Source organism: Rhodococcus sp. Z13_19A (assembly GCF_058133575.1).
Map to the genome: position 1 here is coordinate 401,387 of NZ_JBYUNN010000003.1, position 17,875 is coordinate 419,261.

Here is a 17,875-nt window from a genome sequence, read left to right on the forward strand (position 1 = left end):
GTGCAAACATTGCGGTCAGAGCCCCTTCTGTGCGATGTGCGGGTGGCTGGAGGCAGCCACCAACGCCTGGGTGTACGGGTGCTGGGGATCGCCGAGGACCGACGCGACCGGGCCGCTCTCGACCACCCGTCCGTGCTGCATCACCACCACGCGCTGCGACCCGCGCTGAGCCAGCGCCAGGTCGTGGGTGATGTGCAGGATCGCGATGCCCTGCTCGCGGTTCAACCGCTCCATCAGCTCGATGACCTGCATGCGCAGGGACGCGTCGAGCCCACTGGTCGGTTCGTCGGCGATGACGAGCTTGGGCCCGGTGACCACGGCGCGGGCGAAGGCCACGCGCTGGCGCTCGCCACCGGAGAGCTCGTGGGCGTACCTGCTGGCGTAGCGCTCGGCCGGGTCGAGGTTCACCGCTGCCAGCGCCTGCCGCACGGCGTCCCGCCGGCTGGTGGCGCTGCCGATCCGGTGGATCACCATGGGCTCGGCGACGATGTCGGCGACGGTGAGGGTGGGGGGAAGCGAGGCGTAGGGGTCCTGGAAGACCAGGTGCACGTCCCGCCGCACGGCGCGCGCGGCTCGGCGACGCATGCCCACCACGTCGGTGCCCTGGAAGCGCACCTGCCCGGCCGAGGGCTGCTCGAGTCCCACCACCACCCGGGCCACCGTGGACTTGCCGGCCCCCGACCCTCCGACCAGCGCCACGGACTCGCCCGCCTCGACGTCCAGGCAGACGTCCTCCACCGCGGTGCGGCCGGGGAAGGACACCGTGAGACCACGGATCTCCAGCAGGCTCATCAGGCGCTCACCCGCTCCCGCACCGGTGCCAGCCGCACGACGGAGCCGATCAGCCTGCGGGTGTACGGGTGGGCGGGTTCGCCGACGATCTGTGCGGTCGGTCCGACCTCCACGATCTCGCCGTCCTTCATCACCGCGATGCGGTCCGCGACCTGTTCCACCACGCGGAGGTTGTGCGAGACGATCAGCAGGCCGAGGTTCCTCCGTCGGCGCAGGTCCGCCAGCAGCGCGAGGATCTCGACCTCCATCAGCACGTCCAGCCCGCTGGTCGGCTCGTCTGCCACCAGCACCGCTGGGTCGTTGGCCAGGGCCATCGCGATCACCACGCGTTGGCGCATCCCGCCGGAGAGCTGGTGCGGGTAGGCGTCGATGCGGGCGGGGTCGATGCCGACCTGGCCCAGCAGCTCGGTGGCCCGCTCCCGCGCCTGTCCCCTGGTGCACCGGGTGTGCACCAGGACGGCTTCGACCAGCTGGGCGCCGATGGTGTGCACCGGGTCGAGCGCACACATCGCCTCCTGCGGGACGAGCGCGATGCGGTTGCCGCGCAACGCCCGCAGGCCCGCGGCAGACATCGTGGTCACCTCCTGCCCCGCCACGTGCACCGTCCCGCCCACGATCTCGGCGGCCGGCGGGAGCAGCCCCACGGTCGAGGCCGCCACCGTGGACTTGCCGCTGCCCGACTCGCCGACCAGCGCCACCACCTCACCGGCCGCGACGCTCAGCGACACCCCGTGCACTCCGGAGCCGCCCGGGCCGTAGGAGACAGTGAGGTTCTCGATCTGCAGCGCCGCACTGTGGTCGTGGTTGCGGGGCGCACCGTCGCCGGCGGACCGGCCACGGCCAGCGGCAGTCTTCCTGCGTCGGCTCAGCACCGGGCGGGAGCGCTCCTCCAGCGCGTTGCCGAGCAGCGCGAAGCCCAGCACGGTGAGCGCGATGGCCACTCCGGGCGGCATCACCCACCACAGCCAGGCATCGGTGAGGAACGCGCTGCGCGAGCTGGCCATGGCGAGCATGGAGCCCCAGCTGGACGCGGAGATGTCGCCGAGGCCGAGGAACGCCAGCGACGCCTCCAGCAGGATCGCCGTCTTGGCCGCCAGGATGAACTGCGGGACCACCAGGGGAAGCACCGCGCGAGAGACGTGCCGGCGCAGCACGTAGCCCGACCCGGCGCCCATCGCCCGCAGCGCCTGGACGTGGTCGCGCTCGCGCAGCGACAGCACCTGCGAGCGCAGCTCCCGGGCCAGGCCCGCCCACAGCACCGCGGAGATCACCAGGATCTGGGTGCTGACGCCCGGGCCGAGGAAGACGCCGATGACGATGGTCAGCGGCAGGACCGGGAGGGTGAGGATCACGTCCACGATCCGCATCAGCACCGCGTCCACCCAGCCGCGGCAGTAGCCCGCCACCACTCCGACCAGCGCGCCGATCACCGTCGCCGCCAGGGCCGCGACCAGGCCGACCAGCAGGGAGGTGCGGGCGCCGTGGATCAGCTGGGAGAGCAGGTCGTGGCCCACGTCGTCGGCGCCGAGCCAGTGCGCGGCCGACGGTCGGGCGAACGGGCGGGTGACCCGCTCGGTGGGATCGTGCGGCGCGAGCAGCGGCGCTGCGACCACGCAGAGCACCAGCAGGGCCAGGATCGCGCTGCCGGCCACCGCCATCCGCCGGGAGCGGGCCGAGACGGTCATGCGCTGACCTCTTTCCGGTGGTGGGTGACGCGCTCGCGCCGCACCCGTGGGTCCAGGAGCGGGTAGGCGAGGTCGGCCAGCAGGTTGGCGGCGATGATGCCGATGGTCGCCAGCAGGAAGGCACCCTGCAGCAGCGGGTAGTCCCGGGTGGTGACCGCGTCGTAGGTGAGCTTGCCCAGGCCGGGGTAGGCGAACACGCTCTCCACCACCACCGCGCCGGAGAGCAGCGTGCCGGCGGTGAGGGTGAGGCTGGTGAACACCGGCAGCAGGGCGTTGCGCAGGGCGTGCCCCAGCGCCACGCTGCGCTCGCTGAGCCCCTTGGCCCGAGCGAGCCGGATGAACGGCTCGTCCAGCACGCTCACCGTGGACACCCGGGCCAGCAGGAAGAACCCGCCGACGCTGGCGATCACCAGGGTGAGCACCGGCAGGACCATGCGGACGGCCACCGCGGTGAACCAGGACCAGCCGCTGGCCTCGATCGGCGCCGCGCCGTAGGACGGGAACCAGCCCAGCTGCACCGAGAAGACCGCGATCAAGATCATGCCCACCCAGAAGCCAGGCATCGAGTCCACCGCGAGCACCCCGGTGACGGTGGCGGTCTCCCGCCGGCTGCCCCGCCGCCAGGCCGCCCAGGTGCCGAGCAGGGTGCCCAGCACCGCGGCGAGGACCATCGCGGTGCCCACCAGCGCCAGCGTCCAGGGCAGCTTGTCCACGAGCACGTCCGACACCGGGCGGTTGTGCGCGACCGACGTGCCCAGGTCTCCGTGCAGCAGCCCGCCCCAGAAGGACACGTACTGCTCGAGGACCGACCGGTCGAGCCCGTAGTCCTGACGGAGCTGCGCCACGTGCTCCGGTGCGAGGTTGCCTTCCTCGCCGCCGTAGAGGTACTGCACCGGGTCACCCGGCGCGAGGTAGGGCAGCGCGAAGTTCAGCGTCACCGCGGCCCAGAGCACCAGCAGGTACTGCCCGACCCGTCGCAGCAGGGGCATCGCGCTCAGCGCACCGGCGCGATGGCGCCGGCGGACTCGCTGACCTCGCGCGGCAGGAACGACCACTTGTGCACGACGCCGTAGCCCGGGGTCTCCACCCAGCCGGCGAAGCTGTCGGCGCGCACGCCGAAGTACTCGTCCGGGTAGTACAGGCCGAGCACCGTGGGCTGCTTGTTGAACAGGGTCTGGATCTCGTCGAGCACCGCGAGCCGTGCCTCGTTGGTCTCGGTCTTCTTCCACTTCTCGTACAGCGCGTCGTACTCCGGGTACGGCACCGACGGCGCCTTCCAGAGGTTGCCGGAGCGGTGGGACATGATGAACTGCGTGGGGTCGGCCACCGCGTGCGGCGAGTTGGTCGTGACGTACATGTCGTAGGTCTTCTTCGCCGCGATGTCCGACAGCGAGCCGGTGTCCACCGCGACGACCGACACGTCCAGACCGATCTTGCGGAAGTCCTCGGTGAGCAGCTGCGCTGCGCGCACGTCGGGAGCCAGCCCCCCGTTGGCATGGATCCGGTAGGTCAGCTTCTCCCCCGCGGCGTCCTCCCGGAAACCGTCGCCGTCGTCGTCCACGTACCCGAGCTCGTCCAGGATGGTGTTGGCGCCCGCGACGTCGTAGGGCGACTCGGTGGGGTTGGCGTACGGCGCATCCGGGTGGACGTAGCCCTGCGTGGCGGGGCGCCCCTGCCCCAGTCCCACCACCTCGAGCAGCTGGTCGCGGTCGACGGCCTTGTTCAGGGCCGTGCGGAACTTCGCCTCGCTGAACGGCGCCTCGAGGAAGTTGAGCTTGAGCTCGGGGTAGCGCAGCGGGGAGGTCTTGACCACGCCGACCTGGGAGGAGCGGCCGAACTCGTCGGTGAGCTCCGGCGTGAGCGCCCGGGTGGTCGCGTCGATCTGCCCGGAGCGCAGCGCGGTGAACGTGGCGGAGGAGTCCGCGATCACCGGCATCACCAGCTCGTCCACCGTCGGCTTGCCCGCGAAGTAGTTGGCGTTGGCCGTGAACCGGTAGCCGGAGGTGGGGCTGTAGTCCACCAGCTGGTACGGGCCGGTGCCGATCGGCAGCGCGGCGTGCTCCTTCGCCTTGGCCGGGTCGACGGTGGACCACACGTGCTTGGGGACGATCGGGAGGTCGGCCAGCGTGACCGGGCCCAGCTCCGGGCACGCGTAGTCGCAGGTGAAGCGCACTCCCCCGGCCGCCGTCGTCTCCACCGTCGAGATCGACGGCGTGTCGTTCACGTGGTGGGTGAAGCGCCCGGTGGGGGCCTGGTGCATGTAGTGGAAGCTGAAGACCACGTCGTCGGCGGTGAACGGTGCACCGTCGTGCCAGGTGACGCCGTCGCGCAGCGCCACCTCCCAGGTGGAGGCGCTCACCTGGGTGACGGAGGTGGCCAGCCACGGCTTCGGGTCGTCCACGTACGGCGACGGCGCCAGCAGCTTGTCGTAGACCAGCTCGGTCAGCTGGTCGGTCTGGCCCGCGAAGAGGTTGAGCGGGCCGGAGTCCTTGTCCACCGCGATGGTCAGGCTCGATGCTGTCGCCGGGCCCTCCAGAGCGCTGTCCGAGGCGTTGTCGCCGGATCCGCACGCCGTCACCAGCAGCGCGGAGGCGAGCAGGGCGGACACGGCGCCTCGGCGCTGCAGGGAAGAAGTTCGGGCGTGCATCGGGACCCTTCGAGTAAGGTTTGCCTAACCTTTATTTGGTTAGCCTAACTTATTCCCGTTGCGTTCTGCGCCACACCCCGGCGGATCACCCTGCGGCGGCGCCCCTCACCAGCTGGTCGAACGGCACCGGGTCAGCGAACGGGTCCACCCCGCGCGCCCGCAGCTCGCGCGGGCCGGCGCTGACCACCGCGATGGTGCGGGCCGTCATCGCGCCGCTTCCGGGGAGGCGCCGGTGACGTCGTCCACGCCGGGCGGGGTGGCGTCCTGCGCGCCACCCGCCGCCGCGACCAGCGAGGCGTGCGTGGGGGCGTCCGGGACGTGCGCGGGCCGACGGAGGGCCATCTCCTTGCGCAGCACCGGCACCACCTCCTCGCCCAGCAGGTCGAGCTGCTCCAGCACCGTCTTCAGCGGCAGGCCGGCGTGGTCCATCAGGAACAGCTGGCGCTGGTAGTCGCCGACCTCCTCGCGCATGGTCAGGTAGCGGTCGATGACCTCCTGCGGGCTGCCCACGACCAGCGGGGTCTGTGCGGTGAAGTCCTCCATGCTGGGGCCGTGGCCGTAGACCGGCGCGTTGTCGAAGTACGGCCGGAACTCCCGCTTGGCCTCCTGGGAGCTCTTGCGCATGAACGCCTGCCCGCCGAGGCCGACGATGGCCTGGTCGGCGCTGCCGTGGCCGTGGTGCTCGAAGCGTCGGCGGTAGAGCGCCACCATCTGCCGGGTGTGCTCGATGGGCCAGAAGATGTTGTTGTGGAAGAAGCCGTCGCCGTAGTAGGCGGCCTGCTCGGCGATCTCGGGCGTGCGGATGGAGCCGTGCCACACGAAGGGCGGCACGCCGTCGAGCGGGCGCGGCGTGGAGGTGAACGACTGCAGCGGCGTGCGGAACGTGCCCTGCCAGTCCACCACGTCCTCGCGCCAGAGCCTGCGCAGCAGCGCGTAGTTCTCGATGGCCAGGTTGACGCCGTCGCGGATGTCCTTGCCGAACCACGGGTAGACCGGGCCGGTGTTGCCGCGGCCCATCATCAGGTCCACCCGGCCGTCGGCGAGGTGCTGCAGCTTGGCGTAGTCCTCGGCGATCAGCACCGGGTCGGTGGTGGTGATCAGCGTGGTGGAGGTGGACAGGATGATGCGCTCGGTCTGCGCCGCGATGAAGGCCAGCGTGGTGGTGGGCGCTGAGGCGATGAACGGCGGGTTGTGGTGCTCGCCGGTGGCGAAGACGTCCAGGCCCACCTCCTCAGCCTTCTTGGCGATGGTGACCGTCGCCTTGATCCGCTCGTGCTCGGTGGGGGTCCGGCCCGTGGTGGGGTCCGGGGTGACGTCGCCGACGGTGAAGATGCCGAACTGCATGGTGCCGCCCTCCTGAGGTGTTAGTCCAACATTAAACTACCTGAGCAGCCAGCTTGTTCCCCTCTGTGGCCTCTACACGAGCACCGGAGTACATTCCCGGCCGGGAATAGAGCCGGGAGGTGAGCACGCGTGACGGCGGAACCAGGCGGCCCCGGTCGCCCCGGCGAGGGACGAGCGGGACGCCGGCAACGGGGTCAGCGGGCGGGCCTGGACCGGCAGTCCATCATCGATGCGGCGCGGGCGCTGGCGCCGAGGGCGATCACCATGCAAGCGGTGGCCGATGAGCTCGGGGTGGACCGCAAGGCGCTCCACCACCACGTGCGCAGCCGCGAGGCTCTCGTGCAGATGGTGGCCGCGGACCTGTTCACGTCCTCCTTCGACAGTGCACGCCTGCAGCAGGACGGGGACTGGCGCCAGGTGTGCACGGACTTCGCCCGCGCGTGCGTCGACAGCCTGGTCGCCACCGGTGAGCTGGCCGGTTGCGTGAGCCTGGCGGACCCCCTGGACCCGGTGGTCGTTCGCCCAGTCGAGGTGGCCCTGGCCGCACTGCTGGCAGCTGGCTTCGACGAGGAGTGCGCTGCGCGAGGGGTGACTGCGCTGACCTTCCTGTGCGTCGGCCTCGCCCAGGAACGGCTGCGCCACCGTCGCAGCGGGCAGGACTCCGGGCTCGCCAACCTGCGCCGAGCCCTGGCGGACTGCGACGACGCGGCCCACCCCACGCTGCGCCGCGTGGTCGAGGTCGGCCATGCCCAGGGTGACGAGGCCCAGCTCGCGATGAACCTGCGCCTGTTCCTGCTCGGCATGCAACAGATGCTTGACCAACCTTGACCAACAAGGAGGCACCGACCGATGACAGCGTGGCCCGAGCACGTGATGTGGTGGCACCTCTACCCACTGGGTTTCACCGGTGCCCCGATCCACCCGGAACCCAGCACGCCCGACGACGGCCCGGCAGCAGGTGCGGTGACGCACCGGCTGCACGGGGTCGAGGCGTGGCTGGACCACGTCCTCGCGCTGGGACTCAACGGGATCGCGCTGGGCCCTGTCTTCGCGTCCCAGACCCACGGGTACGACACCGTGGACTACTTCCGGATTGATCCGCGCCTGGGCGACGAGCACGACTTCGACCACCTGGTCGCCGCAGCCCACCAGCGCGGCATCCGCGTGCTGCTCGACGGCGTCTTCAACCACGTCGGCCGAGCGCACCCAGCCTTCGTGCAGGTCGAGCAGCACGGTCCTGCATCGGCCACAGCGGAGCTCTTCCGCGTCGACTGGGCCGGCTGGCGCCCCGGCGACCCGGTACGCGCAGAGGTCTTCGAGGGCCACGAGCACCTGGTCGCCCTCAACCACGAGTCCGCGGCCGTGGCCGACCTGGTCGCTCGGGTCATGACGTACTGGCTGGACCGAGGAGCGGACGGTTGGCGGCTGGACGCCGCCTACGCGGTGCCGCCTGCGTTCTGGGCCCGGGTGCTCCCCGAGGTGCGCCGCTCCCACCCGAGCGCCTGGTTCTCCGGCGAGGTGATCCACGGTGACGCCGCGCAGATCGTGCGGACCTCCACGATGGACTCCCTGACTCAGTACGAGCTGTGGCAAGGCATCTGGCACGGCATCGGCGAGCGCAACCTCTTCGAGCTGGCCCACGCGCTGCGTCGGCACAACGACCTGCTCGCCACGTTCGTGCCCTCCACGTTCGTGGGCAACCACGACGTCACGCGCATCGCCTCCGCGATCGGCGTCGACCTGGTGCCCCACGCGCTGGCCGTGCTGTTCACGGTGGCCGGCACCCCCAGCGTGTACGCCGGCGACGAGCTCGCCTGGACGGGCATCAAGGAAGAGCGCCTGGGCGGTGACGAGGCCGTGCGCCCGCTGTTTCCGCCTCACCCGCCGACCGAGGACGAGCTCGAGCCCGCCGCGCGCCACGTGCTGCACGCACACCAGGCCCTGATAGCGCTGCGTCGCCGCCACCCGTGGCTGCACCGCGCCCAGACCGACGTGGTGCACCTGGACAACCGGCAGCTCGTGCTGCGAACCGCCGCCGGAGCCCGGTCGGTCGTCGTCGCGCTCAGCCTCGAGGACACCGCGGTCACCCTGCCGAGCGCCGGTGCCCGCAGCCTGGTGTGCGGCTCCGGGCACCTGACCTCCGGGCAGGTCCAGCTGCCTCCCCGTGGGTGGGCCGTGCTGGAGGGCTGACCCCGGGCCGGCGCTAGCGGGGCGGGGTGCCGAAGAACGCGGCGATCAGGGTGAGGCCGCCGATGGTGCTGGTCTGGGTGATGCCGTTGGTGCGCTGCAGGTCCTTGGCCGCGACGCGCGAGGCGGCGTCGTTGCAGCCCGACAGCGGCAGACCGTAGCCGAAGGTGTTCATCTGCCACTGCCACACGAACAGCAGCGGGGAGCAGCTGCCGGACGGGAAGCTGAGGAAGGGCAGCTCGATCTCGTCCATCGTCGCCGTGCCGGGCACCGTCGGCTTGGGCCCTGGGACGGGGGTGGTGCCGCCCCCACCGATGTAGGCGCTCTCCGCGTAGGTGGGGAGGCGGCCGCTGCCCGCGTCGCGGTCCTCCACCAGGCCCTTGCTGACCCGGCACTGCGGCCAGGGCTGCCACCCGCGCTTGCGGTAGAGGTACAGCGCCCGGTAGTCCTGCTCGGCGGGGCTGGCCTGGTTCGGCGTGATGGTGGGGTTGCCGCCCACGCTGATCCAGGTGCTCATGTCGAACTGGTAGGCCCCGTAGTACTTGGTGCCACCGATCTTGTAGTTGTTGCTCGACTCGCAGTCGCGCAGAGCCTTCCAGGCACCCGCGCTCGGGTCAGCACTGGCGGCGGGTGCGCCGACCACCGCTGCGGTGGTGAACGCGAACAGCAGGGTGAGCATGCCGGCGAGCAGACGACGAACGCCGAGCCTCGTCGAGGTGGTCCTGGTGAGTGCAGTGGTCACAGCCGCTCCAGTGCAGTAGCCGCGCTAGCGCGGATGTGGGGTACATCACGAGATGGACACACCGTAACCAGATTTCACACCAGTAACAACCGGCACCCAAAACTCGCCAGTCTCTCTGTGCCCCACGCGCGGGGCAAGGCAACACGCCGAGCGGCGTGGTCAACCCAGGTTCAGCGCCAGCGCTCGGCCTCAGCGGCCAGCTCGACCAGCGCCCCGCAGAGCTGCTCCAGCTCGGCACGCTCGGCTCCGTCGGACACCGCGGTGGCCACGTCCTCGGCCGCGCAGCGCAGGCGGAACGCGCGGTCGGTGAGGGCCTCCACCTCCTGCGCCGTCAGCACCACCGCGTCCTCGGGGAAGCTGGTGGCGCGCAGGGCGACTCGCTGCTCGTAGGCACGCTGGCGACAGGACGGCTTGCAGTAGCGCCGGCGCCGGCCGACAGGGGGGTTGGCGACCTCGCGGCCACACCACAGGCAGTACTCCGGTCTCCGCGCCACGGGCGTGCACGATACGGCGTCGCGCGACCGTGACGGACGGACCACGACTCCCCCGCACAGGCGTTTGCTTCTGCTTGGCCCTAGTTGAGACAATGGGAGGCCAGCACTGGGCCTGGGCGGGAACGTCCATGCCCTCGTGCGCGTTGAGACTCATGCAGTACTTGTGCGGGACCGGTTCGTCCGACCCCCGCACGTAGCCACAAACCAGGGAGAGGACACACCATGGCTGATCGCGTGTTGCGCGGCAGCAGGCTCGGAGCTGTCAGCTACGAGACGGACCGGGACCACGACCTGGCGCCCCGGCAGGCCGCCCGCTACCAGTGCCCCAAGGGACACGACTTCGAGGTGCCCTTCGCCGACGACGCCGAGTTCCCGGCCACCTGGGAGTGCCGCCTGCACGGGCAGACCTCCGAGCTGATCGGTGGCTCGACGGCCGAGACCAAGAAGGTCAAGCCCCCGCGCACCCACTGGGACATGCTGCTGGAGCGCCGCTCCACCGAGGAGCTCGAGGAGCTGCTCAACGAGCGCCTGGAGCTGCTCAAGCAGCGCCGTCGCTCCTCCTGACCCAGCGCTGACGCTGACCCAGCACTGACGCCGCCGGCCGCGCACCCCTCGGGGTGGGTGGCCGGCGGCGTCTCCGGGCTCAATCTCACCGCCGGCCGGGCCATGGCCTCGCGCTGCCGCAGCCCGCACCCCGACGGAGGAGCCGCCGGCGCCTAGCGGCGACCGGTGAGGCGCTGCACGCGGTTGCGCACGCCCCACTTGGTGACCATGAGCAGCGCCTCCCGGACGATGTTGCCGCTCATCTTCGACTCCCCCAGCTCGCGCTCGGTGAAGGTGATGGGCACCTCCTCCACGGTGAAGCCCTGCTGGATGGTGCGCCAGGCCAGGTCCACCTGGAAGCAGTAGCCCTGGGAGGCGATGGTCTCCAGGTCGAGGTCGGACAGCACCTGCCTGCGGTAGGCGCGGTAGCCGCCGGTTATGTCCTTGAGGCCAACCCCCAGCGCCAGCCGCGAGTAGAGGTTTCCGCCGCGGGAGAGCCACTCGCGGTGGCGCGGCCAGTTGACCACCTTGCCGCCGGGCACGTAGCGCGAGCCCAGCACCAGGTCGGCACCGGCGTCCACGCGGGCCAGCAGCGACGGCAGCTGCTCGGGGGCGTGGCTTCCGTCGGCGTCCATCTCCACGATCACCGCGTAGCTGCGCTCCAGCGCCCAGCGGAAGCCGGCGATGTAGGCGGCACCGAGACCGGACTTCTCCGTGCGGTGCATGACGTGCACGCGGTCGTCGGCGGCGGAGAGCTCGTCGGCCAGCTGACCGGTGCCGTCCGGGCTGCCGTCGTCCACCACGAGCACGTGCGCGTGAGCCACCGACTCGTGCACCCGGCCCACGATCTTCGCCAGGTTCTCCAGCTCGTTGAAGGTGGGGATGATGACCAGCACGCTCGCGCTCGCTGGGCTACCCGCAGCCCCGTCAGTCCCGCGCGGACGATCGTGCTCCGCCATGAACATCCTCCTCGTCGGCTGTTGCCGTGTCGTGTACCGGCTCGTCGCCCCGCGACCAGCGCGGGCGAACGAGGGCTGCTCCGAGCGCGAGCACCGCGAGGGTGCTGATCGCTGCTGGCGGGAGGTTCCCGAGCCGAGTGGCCAGAGTAGTCGTGGTCCGCAGCGGAACCTGCGCAACCAGGGTAGCTGGGGTGAAGAGTGACGTTTGCGACAGCACTGCACCGTCCGGGGCGATGGCCGCGCTGGCACCGGTGGTGGCGGCCACCAGCACGGCCCGGTCGTGCTCCACCGCCCGCACCTGCGACATGGCCAGCTGCTGGTAGGTCATCTCCGTGCGCCCGAACGTGGCGTTGTTGGTGGGCACCGTGATCAGCTGCGCCCCGGCGCGCACCGAGTCGTTCACCAGGTAGTCGAAGGCCACCTCGTAGCAGGTGGCCACCGCCAGCGGCACCCCGTTGAGGTCCACCACGCCGTTGCCGTCCCCGGGCACGAAGCGCCCCGCCAGGTCGGCGTAGGAGGAGAAGTGGCGGAAGAAGTCGCGGGCGGGCAGGTACTCGCCGAAGGGCACCAGCACCCGCTTGACGTGCTGCTGGCCCGGCCCGGCCGCGGGATCCCAGACGATGGCGACGTTGCTGGTGGTGCGGTCGGCGTTGACCAGCACGGCCCCCACCAGGATGGGCACCTTGACCGCCCGCGCGGCCCTGGCGACCAGCGCGGTGGCGTCGGCGTTGGCGAGCGGGTCGATGTCGGAGGCGTTCTCCGGCCAGATCACCAGCTCGGGCTGGGGCACCCGCCCGGCGGCGACGTCGGCGGCCAGGCGCTCGGTCTCGGCCACGTGGTTGTCCAGCACGGCCCGGCGCTGGGAGTTGAAGTCCAGGCCCTCCCGCGGCACGTTGCCCTGCACCAGCGCCACGGTCACCGTGCGTCCCTCGGTGGGATCGGCAGCGGTGCCGGCCAGGGTCGCCGCCAGCGCCAGCGGCACCAGCAGGCCCAGCACGCAGCCGAGCACCGCCCACGCGCGGGCGCGTGGGGGCCGCAGGTGCAGCACCAGGGCGGCCAGGCAGGCGCCGATCAGCGCCACCGCCAGGCTCAGCCCCGCCGTGCCCGCCACCGACGCCAGCGGCAGCAGCGGCCCGTCGGCCTGCCCGAAGGCCAGCTTGCCCCAGGGAAAGCCGTTCAGCGGCACCGAGGAGCGCAGCCACTCGGTGCCCACCCACGCACTGGCCACCCACAGCGGAGCGCCCGGCAACCGCACCAGCACGGCGGACACCGCCCCGAACAGGCCGACCGCCAGTGCTTGCACCGCGGCCAGCGCCAGCCACGGCAGCGGCCCCACGTACACACCCACCCACGGCAGCAGCGGCACCAGGAAGCCCAGCCCGGCCAGGTACCCGTAGCCGAAGCCCGCCCCCGGCCGGGTCCCGCGCAGCACCGCGCACAGCACCGCGATGCCCACCGGCGCCAGGAACCACAGCGGCCGCGGGGGGAAGCTCAGGTACAGCAGCCCGCCCGCCACCAGCGCCGCCAGGCACCGCAGCGCCACCGCACGGGAGGGCACCCGGGGCCGGGGCCGCCAGGAGCGGCGCCGCTGGGTGGCGGGCAGGCCGGGCACGTCAGCGCTCGTAGATGGTGCGCCCGCGGTGCACGGTGCGCACGCACTCCGGCAGGGCCGCGTCCGGGTCCAGCCGCGGCAGCGGGGCGACGCCGGCGCGGGGGTCGGTGGACCAGCGCTGCACGGAGTCCTTGGGCGCGGCCACCACCAGCTCGTCGCAGTCCCACACCGCGTAGGAGGCGGGGGCGCCGGGGGTGAGGGTGCCGGCCATGCCGTCGCGCACTCCCCCGGCCCGCCAGGCCCCGCGAGTGGCGGCGGCGAAGGCGGCGCGGGCCGAGATGGCGCTGCCCGGGGTGCGGTGGTGCACCGCGGCCTGCACGGCGCGCCACGGGTCGAGGGTGGTGACGGGCGCGTCCGAGCCCAGGCTCAGCGCCACCCCGGCCGAGGCCATCGCGGAGTACGGGTTGAGCCGGGCGCCACGGTCGGGGCCCAGCCGCTGCGCGTACAGCCCGTCGCTGCCGCCCCAGAGCGCGTCGAAGCCGGGCTGCACGCTGGCCAGCACGCCCCAGCGGCCCAGCGCCTCGGCCTGCCCGGGGGTCATCATCTCCGCGTGCTCCAGGCGGTGCGCCCGGGAGGCGACCTTCGGCACGCCGAGCTCGGCCACCACGTCGCCGATGGCGTCCACCACGGCCTGCATGCCGGCGTCGCCGATCACGTGGAAGCCGGCCTGGGTTCCGGCGAGGGTGCAGGCCCGCACGTGCGCGGCGATCTCCTCGCGCTGCAGGTACGCCGCGCCGGTGCCGGCCTCGGGGAGGTCGCAGTAGGGCTCGTGCAGCCACGCGGTGTGCGAGCCGAGGGAGCCGTCCACGAACAGGTCGCCGGCCAGGCCGGCGGCGCCGGTGCGCTCGAGCAGGTCGCGGGCCTGGTCGGCGTCGGTCACCGCCTCACCCCAGTAGCCGCGCACCTGCACCCCGTGGTCGGCGGTCAGGGTCGCGCGGAAGTCCTCCAGCCCGGCGATCTCCGCGCCCCCGCACTCGTGCACCGCGGCCACCCCGTGGGCGGCGGCGTGGTCGAGGAAGGTGAGCAGCGCGGCCCGGCGCTGGGCGGCGGTGAGCCGGACGCGGGCGGCCTCGCGCACCAGGTGGTGGGCGTCCTGGCTCAGCGGGCCCTCGTCGGACCAGCCGGTCGCCTGGCGGACACCGGTGGCCTGCTCCACCAGCGGGGTGGACACCCACGCGGAGTGCACGTCCACCCGGGAGAGGTACACCTGTCGGCCGGGCACGCACTCGTCCAGCTCGGCGCGGCTCGGCGGGCGCTGCTCGCTCCACCGCGACTCGTCCCAGCCGTGGCCCCACACCACCGCGTCGGGGTGGGCGGTGGCGTGGGCGCGCACCAGCTCCAGGCACTGCGCCTTGGAGGTGGTGCCGGCCAGGTCCAGCCCACTCAGTGCCAGCCCGGCCGCGGTGCAGTGCACGTGGGAGTCCACGAAGGCCGGGGCCACGAACCGGCCCTGCAGGTCGATCACCTCGGCGTCGGGGTGCATCGCCCGGCCGGGCGCGTCCATCCCGGTCCACACCACGGTGCCGTCGGTGACCGCCATGGCGGTGGCGTCAGGGGAAGTGGGGCTGTAGATACGACCGCCCAGCAGGAGTTGCGTGCTCACGATCGGCGAGTCTGCCCGAGCGGGGGCCGGCCACGACGAGTGGGCCGGGCGGCCGGGTGCGTCAGGAGGTCAGCGGGGTGCGCGGCGGTCCGGAGGGGCCCTCGTCGTGCACGTCCACCACCTCGCCGTCGATCACGTCGCCGTAGCCACCCTGGCGGTGGCCGCCGGGAAAGCGGCCGGCTCCACCTGCCGGGCCCGGACCCATGCCCGGGAAGCGAGCGAACGCGTTGGTGGTCATCACCTGCACGCGGCGGGCCACGACGGTCTTGAGCACCGGGCGCAGCAGCCAGCGGGTGGGCGGCAGGAGCAGCAGCAGCCCGAGCACCGCACTGACGAAGCCGGGGACCAGCAGCAGCAGCGCGCCACCCGTGCGCAGCGCCACGTCGGCGTAGTCGGCCTGCGGGTGCCGCTGCGCCGGCAGCCCCTGGCGCTGCGCCTCGCGGATGGCCTGCATCCCGCGCTGGCCCTCCCGGCGCAGCAGGTACCCGCCGAGCAGTGAGCCCAGCACCAGCAGCCCGACGGTGGGCAGCACACCGAGGGCGCTGCCCACCCAGATCAGGGCAGCGACCTCGGCTACGGCGTACAGGGCGAAGATCAGGACCGGCATACGGACTCCTCGGGCGCCGCGCGGGCGACGGTGGTTGGTGTCTGTCCGTACAACGCGCCGGACACCGAATTTTCTCCCAGTCACGCGTCCCGGCGGCTGACCACCGCGACGGCGGCGGCGAAGACCAGGGCCACGAAGAGGACGAAGTACACCAGGCTGCCCCACGGGCTGAGCGGGTAGTCGCCGGTGACGAAGCCGTCGGTGAGGAAGTGGTTGGCGTTGGCGAAGGGCATCCACTCGCCGATGTCGTCGCCGACCTTGGGGATGAGGGTGACCAGGCCCTCCACCAGCAGCGGCCACAGCAGCAGCAGCGCGATGGCGCCGGCGGACTGGCGCAGCAGCGCGCCCACGGCCACCGCGAGCACGGCCGACAGGCCGTAGATGACTCCGGTGCCGGCCACCAGCCGCCAGTCCTCCTCGCTGCTGACCGGCAGGGCCGTGCTGTTGAGCAGCCGCGCCAGGGCCACCGAGCCGAAGGCGAAGATCTCCCCGAGGACCAGCCCGATCACGCCCAGGAAGCCGGCCTTGGCCGCCAGCACCTGCCAGCGCCGGGGCGCGGCCTGGAAGGTGGTGCGGATGACGCCGAAGCGGTACTCGGTGGTGATGCTCAGCGCGGCCATGATCATGATCACGTACATGCCCATGCCGGATGCCCCGGTGAGCACCAGGGTGAGGTCGTAGTCGGGGACGTCCTGGGGCACGTCACCCCGGTAGGTCAGCGCGAACAGCAGCGCGAAGCCGAAGCTGATCAGCGCGGCGATGGCGGCGCACCACCAGGGTGAGCGGGTGGACGTGAGCTTGATGCGCTCGACCTGCAGGAGACTCATGACTTGCTCATTTCGGTGCGGGGGGCGATCGGTGCCTGGCCAGGACCCGGCGGGGTCGCGTGGGCGGGCACGGATGACTGGTACTGCACGTCACCACCGGTCAGCTGCATGAACGCCTGCTCCAGCGAGCCGCGCTGCAGGCTCAGCTCGTGCAGCACGATGTTGCCTGCCGCGGCGAGCTCGCCCACCTGCTCGGTGCCAACCCCGTTGACCAGCAGGGCGTCCGGCCCGTCCTGCTGCAGGTCGATGCCGTGCTGGCGGAGGCTGTCCCGCAGGGCGTCCAGCTGGGGGCTGCGCACCCGCACGGTGGCGGAGCTGGCCTGGTCGACGAACTGCTGGGTGGTGCAGTCGGCGATGAGCCGGCCGCGGCCGATCACGATGAGGTTCTCGGCGGTGATGGCCATCTCGTTGAGCAGGTGGCTGGACACCAGGACGGTGCGCCCCTCGCGGGCCAGCGCCTGCATGAACTGCCGGATCCACACGATGCCCTCGGGGTCGAGGCCGTTGACCGGCTCGTCGAAGAGCAGCACGCCGGGGTCGCCCAGCAGGGCGGCGGCGATGCCCAGGCGCTGGGACATGCCCAGGGAGAAGCCGCCGGCCTTCTTGCCCGCCACCTGGGAGAGCCCCACCAGGGCGAGCACCTCGTCCACCCGGGAGGAGGGGATGCCGTTGGAGGCGGCCATCCAGCGCAGGTGTGCCCGGGCCGAGCGGTTGGGGTGCACCCACTTGGCGTCCAGCAGGGCGCCGACCTCGCGCAGCGGGTGCTTGAGCTGGTGGTAGGCCGTGCCACCGATGGTCGCGGTGCCCGAGGTGGGCCGGTCCAGGCCCAGGATCATCCGCATGGTGGTGGACTTGCCGGCGCCGTTGGGGCCGAGGAAGCCGGTGACCTTTCCGGGGTGCACCGTGAAGGTCAGGTCGTCGACGGCCTTCGTGGCACCGTAGGACTTGGAAAGGTTGCGCACTTCAATCATGTGCCGGATTATTCCCTAGTTCCCGGGCGTTCTGGGTCACCCCCGAACCTGGTGTCGTGCTGGGCCCGCCGGGTCGCACCAGGCCCGTCTCGTAGGCCAGCACCACCGCCTGGGCCCGGTCGCGCAGCCCCAGCTTGGCCAGCACCCGGCCCACGTGGGTCTTGACCGTGGCCTCGGAGAGGAACATCCGGGTGGCCACCTCGGCGTTGGACAGCCCCCGGGCCACCTGGGTGAGCACCTCGCGCTCCCGGTCGGTGAGCACCTGCAGGGCGCTGGTGTCCATCCCGCTGGTGCCCATCCCACTGCCGTCCGTCCCACTGGCGCCCATTCCGCTGCCGTCCGTCCGGCGGCGGCCCGTCACCACGGCGGGCGACCCCTCGACCAGGCGCTGCACCAGCCGGTGGGCGACGCTCGGCGTGATCACCCAGCCACCACCGGCGACGCTGCGCACCGCGGCCACCAGCTGCTCCGGCGGGGTGTCGTCGAGCAGGTACCCGCCGGCACCGGCGCGCAGGCACGCCAGGGCGTGGTCGCCGTGGTCGCCGTGGTCGCCGTGGTCGAGGGTGGTCAGCACCAGCACCGCGGCCAGCCCGGCGTCGACGATGCGGCGGGTGGCCTCCACCCCGGCCGGCCCCGGCGTGCGCAGCTCCATCAGCACCACCGACGGCCGCACCCGCTCCGCCACCCGCACCGCCTCGGCGCCGTCGCAGGCCTCCCCCACCACGGTGAGGTCGTCGTGTCCGCCGAGCACGGCGCGGAGACCGCTGCGCATCAGCTGTTGGTCGTCGACGAGCAGCACGGTCACCGGGTTGACGTGCTGGACGGCCACGGCGCTCACGGTAGTGGGAGCAGGCCGGTCGTG

Annotated in this window: 18 protein-coding genes; 3 read left to right on the forward strand and 15 right to left on the reverse strand. The window is 72.2% G+C overall.

The window, feature by feature from the left end; translation table 11 throughout:
• Positions 1-15: 15 nt before the first annotated feature.
• The 6 genes from AC3YNX_RS13020 to AC3YNX_RS13045 form a co-directional block, all read right to left on the reverse strand.
• Positions 16-792, reverse strand: coding sequence for an ABC transporter ATP-binding protein (locus AC3YNX_RS13020; protein ID WP_489995718.1), 777 nt, complete (start codon positions 790-792; stop codon positions 16-18).
• Positions 792-2,477: a dipeptide/oligopeptide/nickel ABC transporter permease/ATP-binding protein gene (locus AC3YNX_RS13025; protein WP_489995719.1), complete on the reverse strand. Its 1,686-nt coding sequence runs from the start codon at positions 2,475-2,477 to the stop codon at positions 792-794. The genes AC3YNX_RS13020 and AC3YNX_RS13025 overlap by 1 nt, the downstream gene beginning before the upstream one ends.
• Positions 2,474-3,466 (reverse strand): ABC transporter permease, encoded by a 993-nt coding sequence (locus tag AC3YNX_RS13030; RefSeq protein ID WP_489995720.1) that lies wholly within the window; start codon positions 3,464-3,466, stop codon positions 2,474-2,476. The genes AC3YNX_RS13025 and AC3YNX_RS13030 overlap by 4 nt, the downstream gene beginning before the upstream one ends.
• Positions 3,467-3,471: 5 nt before the next feature.
• On the reverse strand, positions 3,472-5,085 hold the full coding sequence (locus AC3YNX_RS13035; RefSeq protein WP_489995721.1) for an ABC transporter substrate-binding protein: 1,614 nt from the start codon (positions 5,083-5,085) through the stop codon (positions 3,472-3,474).
• A gap of 124 nt (positions 5,086-5,209) precedes the next feature.
• Positions 5,210-5,332, reverse strand: coding sequence for a hypothetical protein (locus AC3YNX_RS13040; RefSeq protein ID WP_489995722.1), 123 nt, complete (start codon positions 5,330-5,332; stop codon positions 5,210-5,212).
• Positions 5,329-6,468: an LLM class flavin-dependent oxidoreductase gene (locus AC3YNX_RS13045; protein WP_489995723.1), complete on the reverse strand. Its 1,140-nt coding sequence runs from the start codon at positions 6,466-6,468 to the stop codon at positions 5,329-5,331. The genes AC3YNX_RS13040 and AC3YNX_RS13045 overlap by 4 nt, the downstream gene beginning before the upstream one ends.
• 129 nt (positions 6,469-6,597) lie before the next feature.
• On the opposite strand from AC3YNX_RS13045, the gene AC3YNX_RS13050 reads away from it, so the two are divergent.
• Both AC3YNX_RS13050 and AC3YNX_RS13055 read left to right on the forward strand, forming a co-directional pair.
• Positions 6,598-7,296, forward strand: coding sequence for a TetR/AcrR family transcriptional regulator (locus AC3YNX_RS13050; protein ID WP_489995724.1), 699 nt, complete (start codon positions 6,598-6,600; stop codon positions 7,294-7,296).
• Positions 7,297-7,317: 21 nt separating this feature from the next.
• Complete coding sequence (locus tag AC3YNX_RS13055) at positions 7,318-8,658, forward strand: alpha-amylase family glycosyl hydrolase (protein WP_489995725.1); 1,341 nt, start codon at positions 7,318-7,320, stop codon at positions 8,656-8,658.
• 13 nt (positions 8,659-8,671) lie between these two features.
• Here the strand turns inward: AC3YNX_RS13055 and AC3YNX_RS13060 are convergent, their stop codons facing one another.
• Both AC3YNX_RS13060 and AC3YNX_RS13065 read right to left on the reverse strand, forming a co-directional pair.
• Positions 8,672-9,397, reverse strand: a complete 726-nt coding sequence (locus AC3YNX_RS13060) for a transglycosylase family protein (RefSeq protein ID WP_489995726.1) — start codon at positions 9,395-9,397, stop codon at positions 8,672-8,674.
• 170 nt (positions 9,398-9,567) lie between these two features.
• Positions 9,568-9,891 (reverse strand): hypothetical protein, encoded by a 324-nt coding sequence (locus tag AC3YNX_RS13065; RefSeq protein ID WP_489983197.1) that lies wholly within the window; start codon positions 9,889-9,891, stop codon positions 9,568-9,570.
• Positions 9,892-10,113: 222 nt separating this feature from the next.
• Here AC3YNX_RS13065 and AC3YNX_RS13070 point away from each other — a divergent pair, with 222 nt between their 5' ends.
• The gene (locus AC3YNX_RS13070; protein WP_127782941.1) at positions 10,114-10,455 is read left to right on the forward strand and encodes an RNA polymerase-binding protein RbpA; all 342 of its coding nucleotides are present in this window, start codon (positions 10,114-10,116) and stop codon (positions 10,453-10,455) included.
• A gap of 152 nt (positions 10,456-10,607) precedes the next feature.
• On the opposite strand, the gene AC3YNX_RS13075 is transcribed toward AC3YNX_RS13070, so the two are convergent.
• The 7 genes from AC3YNX_RS13075 to AC3YNX_RS13105 form a co-directional block, all read right to left on the reverse strand.
• Positions 10,608-11,393, reverse strand: coding sequence for a polyprenol monophosphomannose synthase (locus tag AC3YNX_RS13075; RefSeq protein WP_127782940.1), 786 nt, complete (start codon positions 11,391-11,393; stop codon positions 10,608-10,610).
• Positions 11,362-12,996 (reverse strand): apolipoprotein N-acyltransferase, encoded by a 1,635-nt coding sequence (lnt, locus tag AC3YNX_RS13080; protein WP_489995943.1) that lies wholly within the window; start codon positions 12,994-12,996, stop codon positions 11,362-11,364. Before lnt ends, AC3YNX_RS13075 begins: the two co-directional genes overlap by 32 nt.
• A gap of 10 nt (positions 12,997-13,006) precedes the next feature.
• On the reverse strand, positions 13,007-14,608 hold the full coding sequence (locus AC3YNX_RS13085; protein WP_489995727.1) for an amidohydrolase: 1,602 nt from the start codon (positions 14,606-14,608) through the stop codon (positions 13,007-13,009).
• 61 nt (positions 14,609-14,669) lie between these two features.
• Positions 14,670-15,215 carry an FxsA family protein gene (locus tag AC3YNX_RS13090; RefSeq protein ID WP_489995728.1) on the reverse strand — a complete coding sequence of 182 codons (546 nt, stop codon included), beginning with the start codon at positions 15,213-15,215 and terminating at the stop codon, positions 14,670-14,672.
• Positions 15,216-15,295: 80 nt separating this feature from the next.
• The gene (locus AC3YNX_RS13095) at positions 15,296-16,042 is read right to left on the reverse strand and encodes an ABC transporter permease (protein WP_489995729.1); all 747 of its coding nucleotides are present in this window, start codon (positions 16,040-16,042) and stop codon (positions 15,296-15,298) included.
• Positions 16,039-17,013 carry an ABC transporter ATP-binding protein gene (locus tag AC3YNX_RS13100; RefSeq protein WP_489995730.1) on the reverse strand — a complete coding sequence of 325 codons (975 nt, stop codon included), beginning with the start codon at positions 17,011-17,013 and terminating at the stop codon, positions 16,039-16,041. The genes AC3YNX_RS13095 and AC3YNX_RS13100 overlap by 4 nt, the downstream gene beginning before the upstream one ends.
• A complete protein-coding gene (locus tag AC3YNX_RS13105; protein WP_489995731.1) occupies positions 17,006-17,842 on the reverse strand; it encodes a LuxR C-terminal-related transcriptional regulator in 837 nt (278 codons plus the stop codon). The genes AC3YNX_RS13100 and AC3YNX_RS13105 overlap by 8 nt, the downstream gene beginning before the upstream one ends.
• Between the last annotated feature and the right edge of the window lie 33 nt (positions 17,843-17,875).

Coding starts and splice junctions, on each gene's coding strand:
- AC3YNX_RS13020 (WP_489995718.1), bottom strand. CDS start 792: ATGAGCCTGCTGGAGATCCGTGGTCTCACGGTGTCCTTCCCCGGCCGC.
- AC3YNX_RS13025 (WP_489995719.1), bottom strand. CDS start 2,477: ATGACCGTCTCGGCCCGCTCCCGGCGGATGGCGGTGGCCGGCAGCGCG.
- AC3YNX_RS13030 (WP_489995720.1), bottom strand. CDS start 3,466: ATGCCCCTGCTGCGACGGGTCGGGCAGTACCTGCTGGTGCTCTGGGCC.
- AC3YNX_RS13040 (WP_489995722.1), bottom strand. CDS start 5,332: ATGACGGCCCGCACCATCGCGGTGGTCAGCGCCGGCCCGCGCGAGCTG.
- AC3YNX_RS13045 (WP_489995723.1), bottom strand. CDS start 6,468: ATGCAGTTCGGCATCTTCACCGTCGGCGACGTCACCCCGGACCCCACC.
- AC3YNX_RS13055 (WP_489995725.1), top strand. CDS start 7,318: ATGACAGCGTGGCCCGAGCACGTGATGTGGTGGCACCTCTACCCACTG.
- AC3YNX_RS13070 (WP_127782941.1), top strand. CDS start 10,114: ATGGCTGATCGCGTGTTGCGCGGCAGCAGGCTCGGAGCTGTCAGCTAC.
- AC3YNX_RS13075 (WP_127782940.1), bottom strand. CDS start 11,393: ATGGCGGAGCACGATCGTCCGCGCGGGACTGACGGGGCTGCGGGTAGC.
- AC3YNX_RS13090 (WP_489995728.1), bottom strand. CDS start 15,215: ATGCCGGTCCTGATCTTCGCCCTGTACGCCGTAGCCGAGGTCGCTGCC.
- AC3YNX_RS13095 (WP_489995729.1), bottom strand. CDS start 16,042: ATGAGTCTCCTGCAGGTCGAGCGCATCAAGCTCACGTCCACCCGCTCA.
- AC3YNX_RS13100 (WP_489995730.1), bottom strand. CDS start 17,013: ATGATTGAAGTGCGCAACCTTTCCAAGTCCTACGGTGCCACGAAGGCC.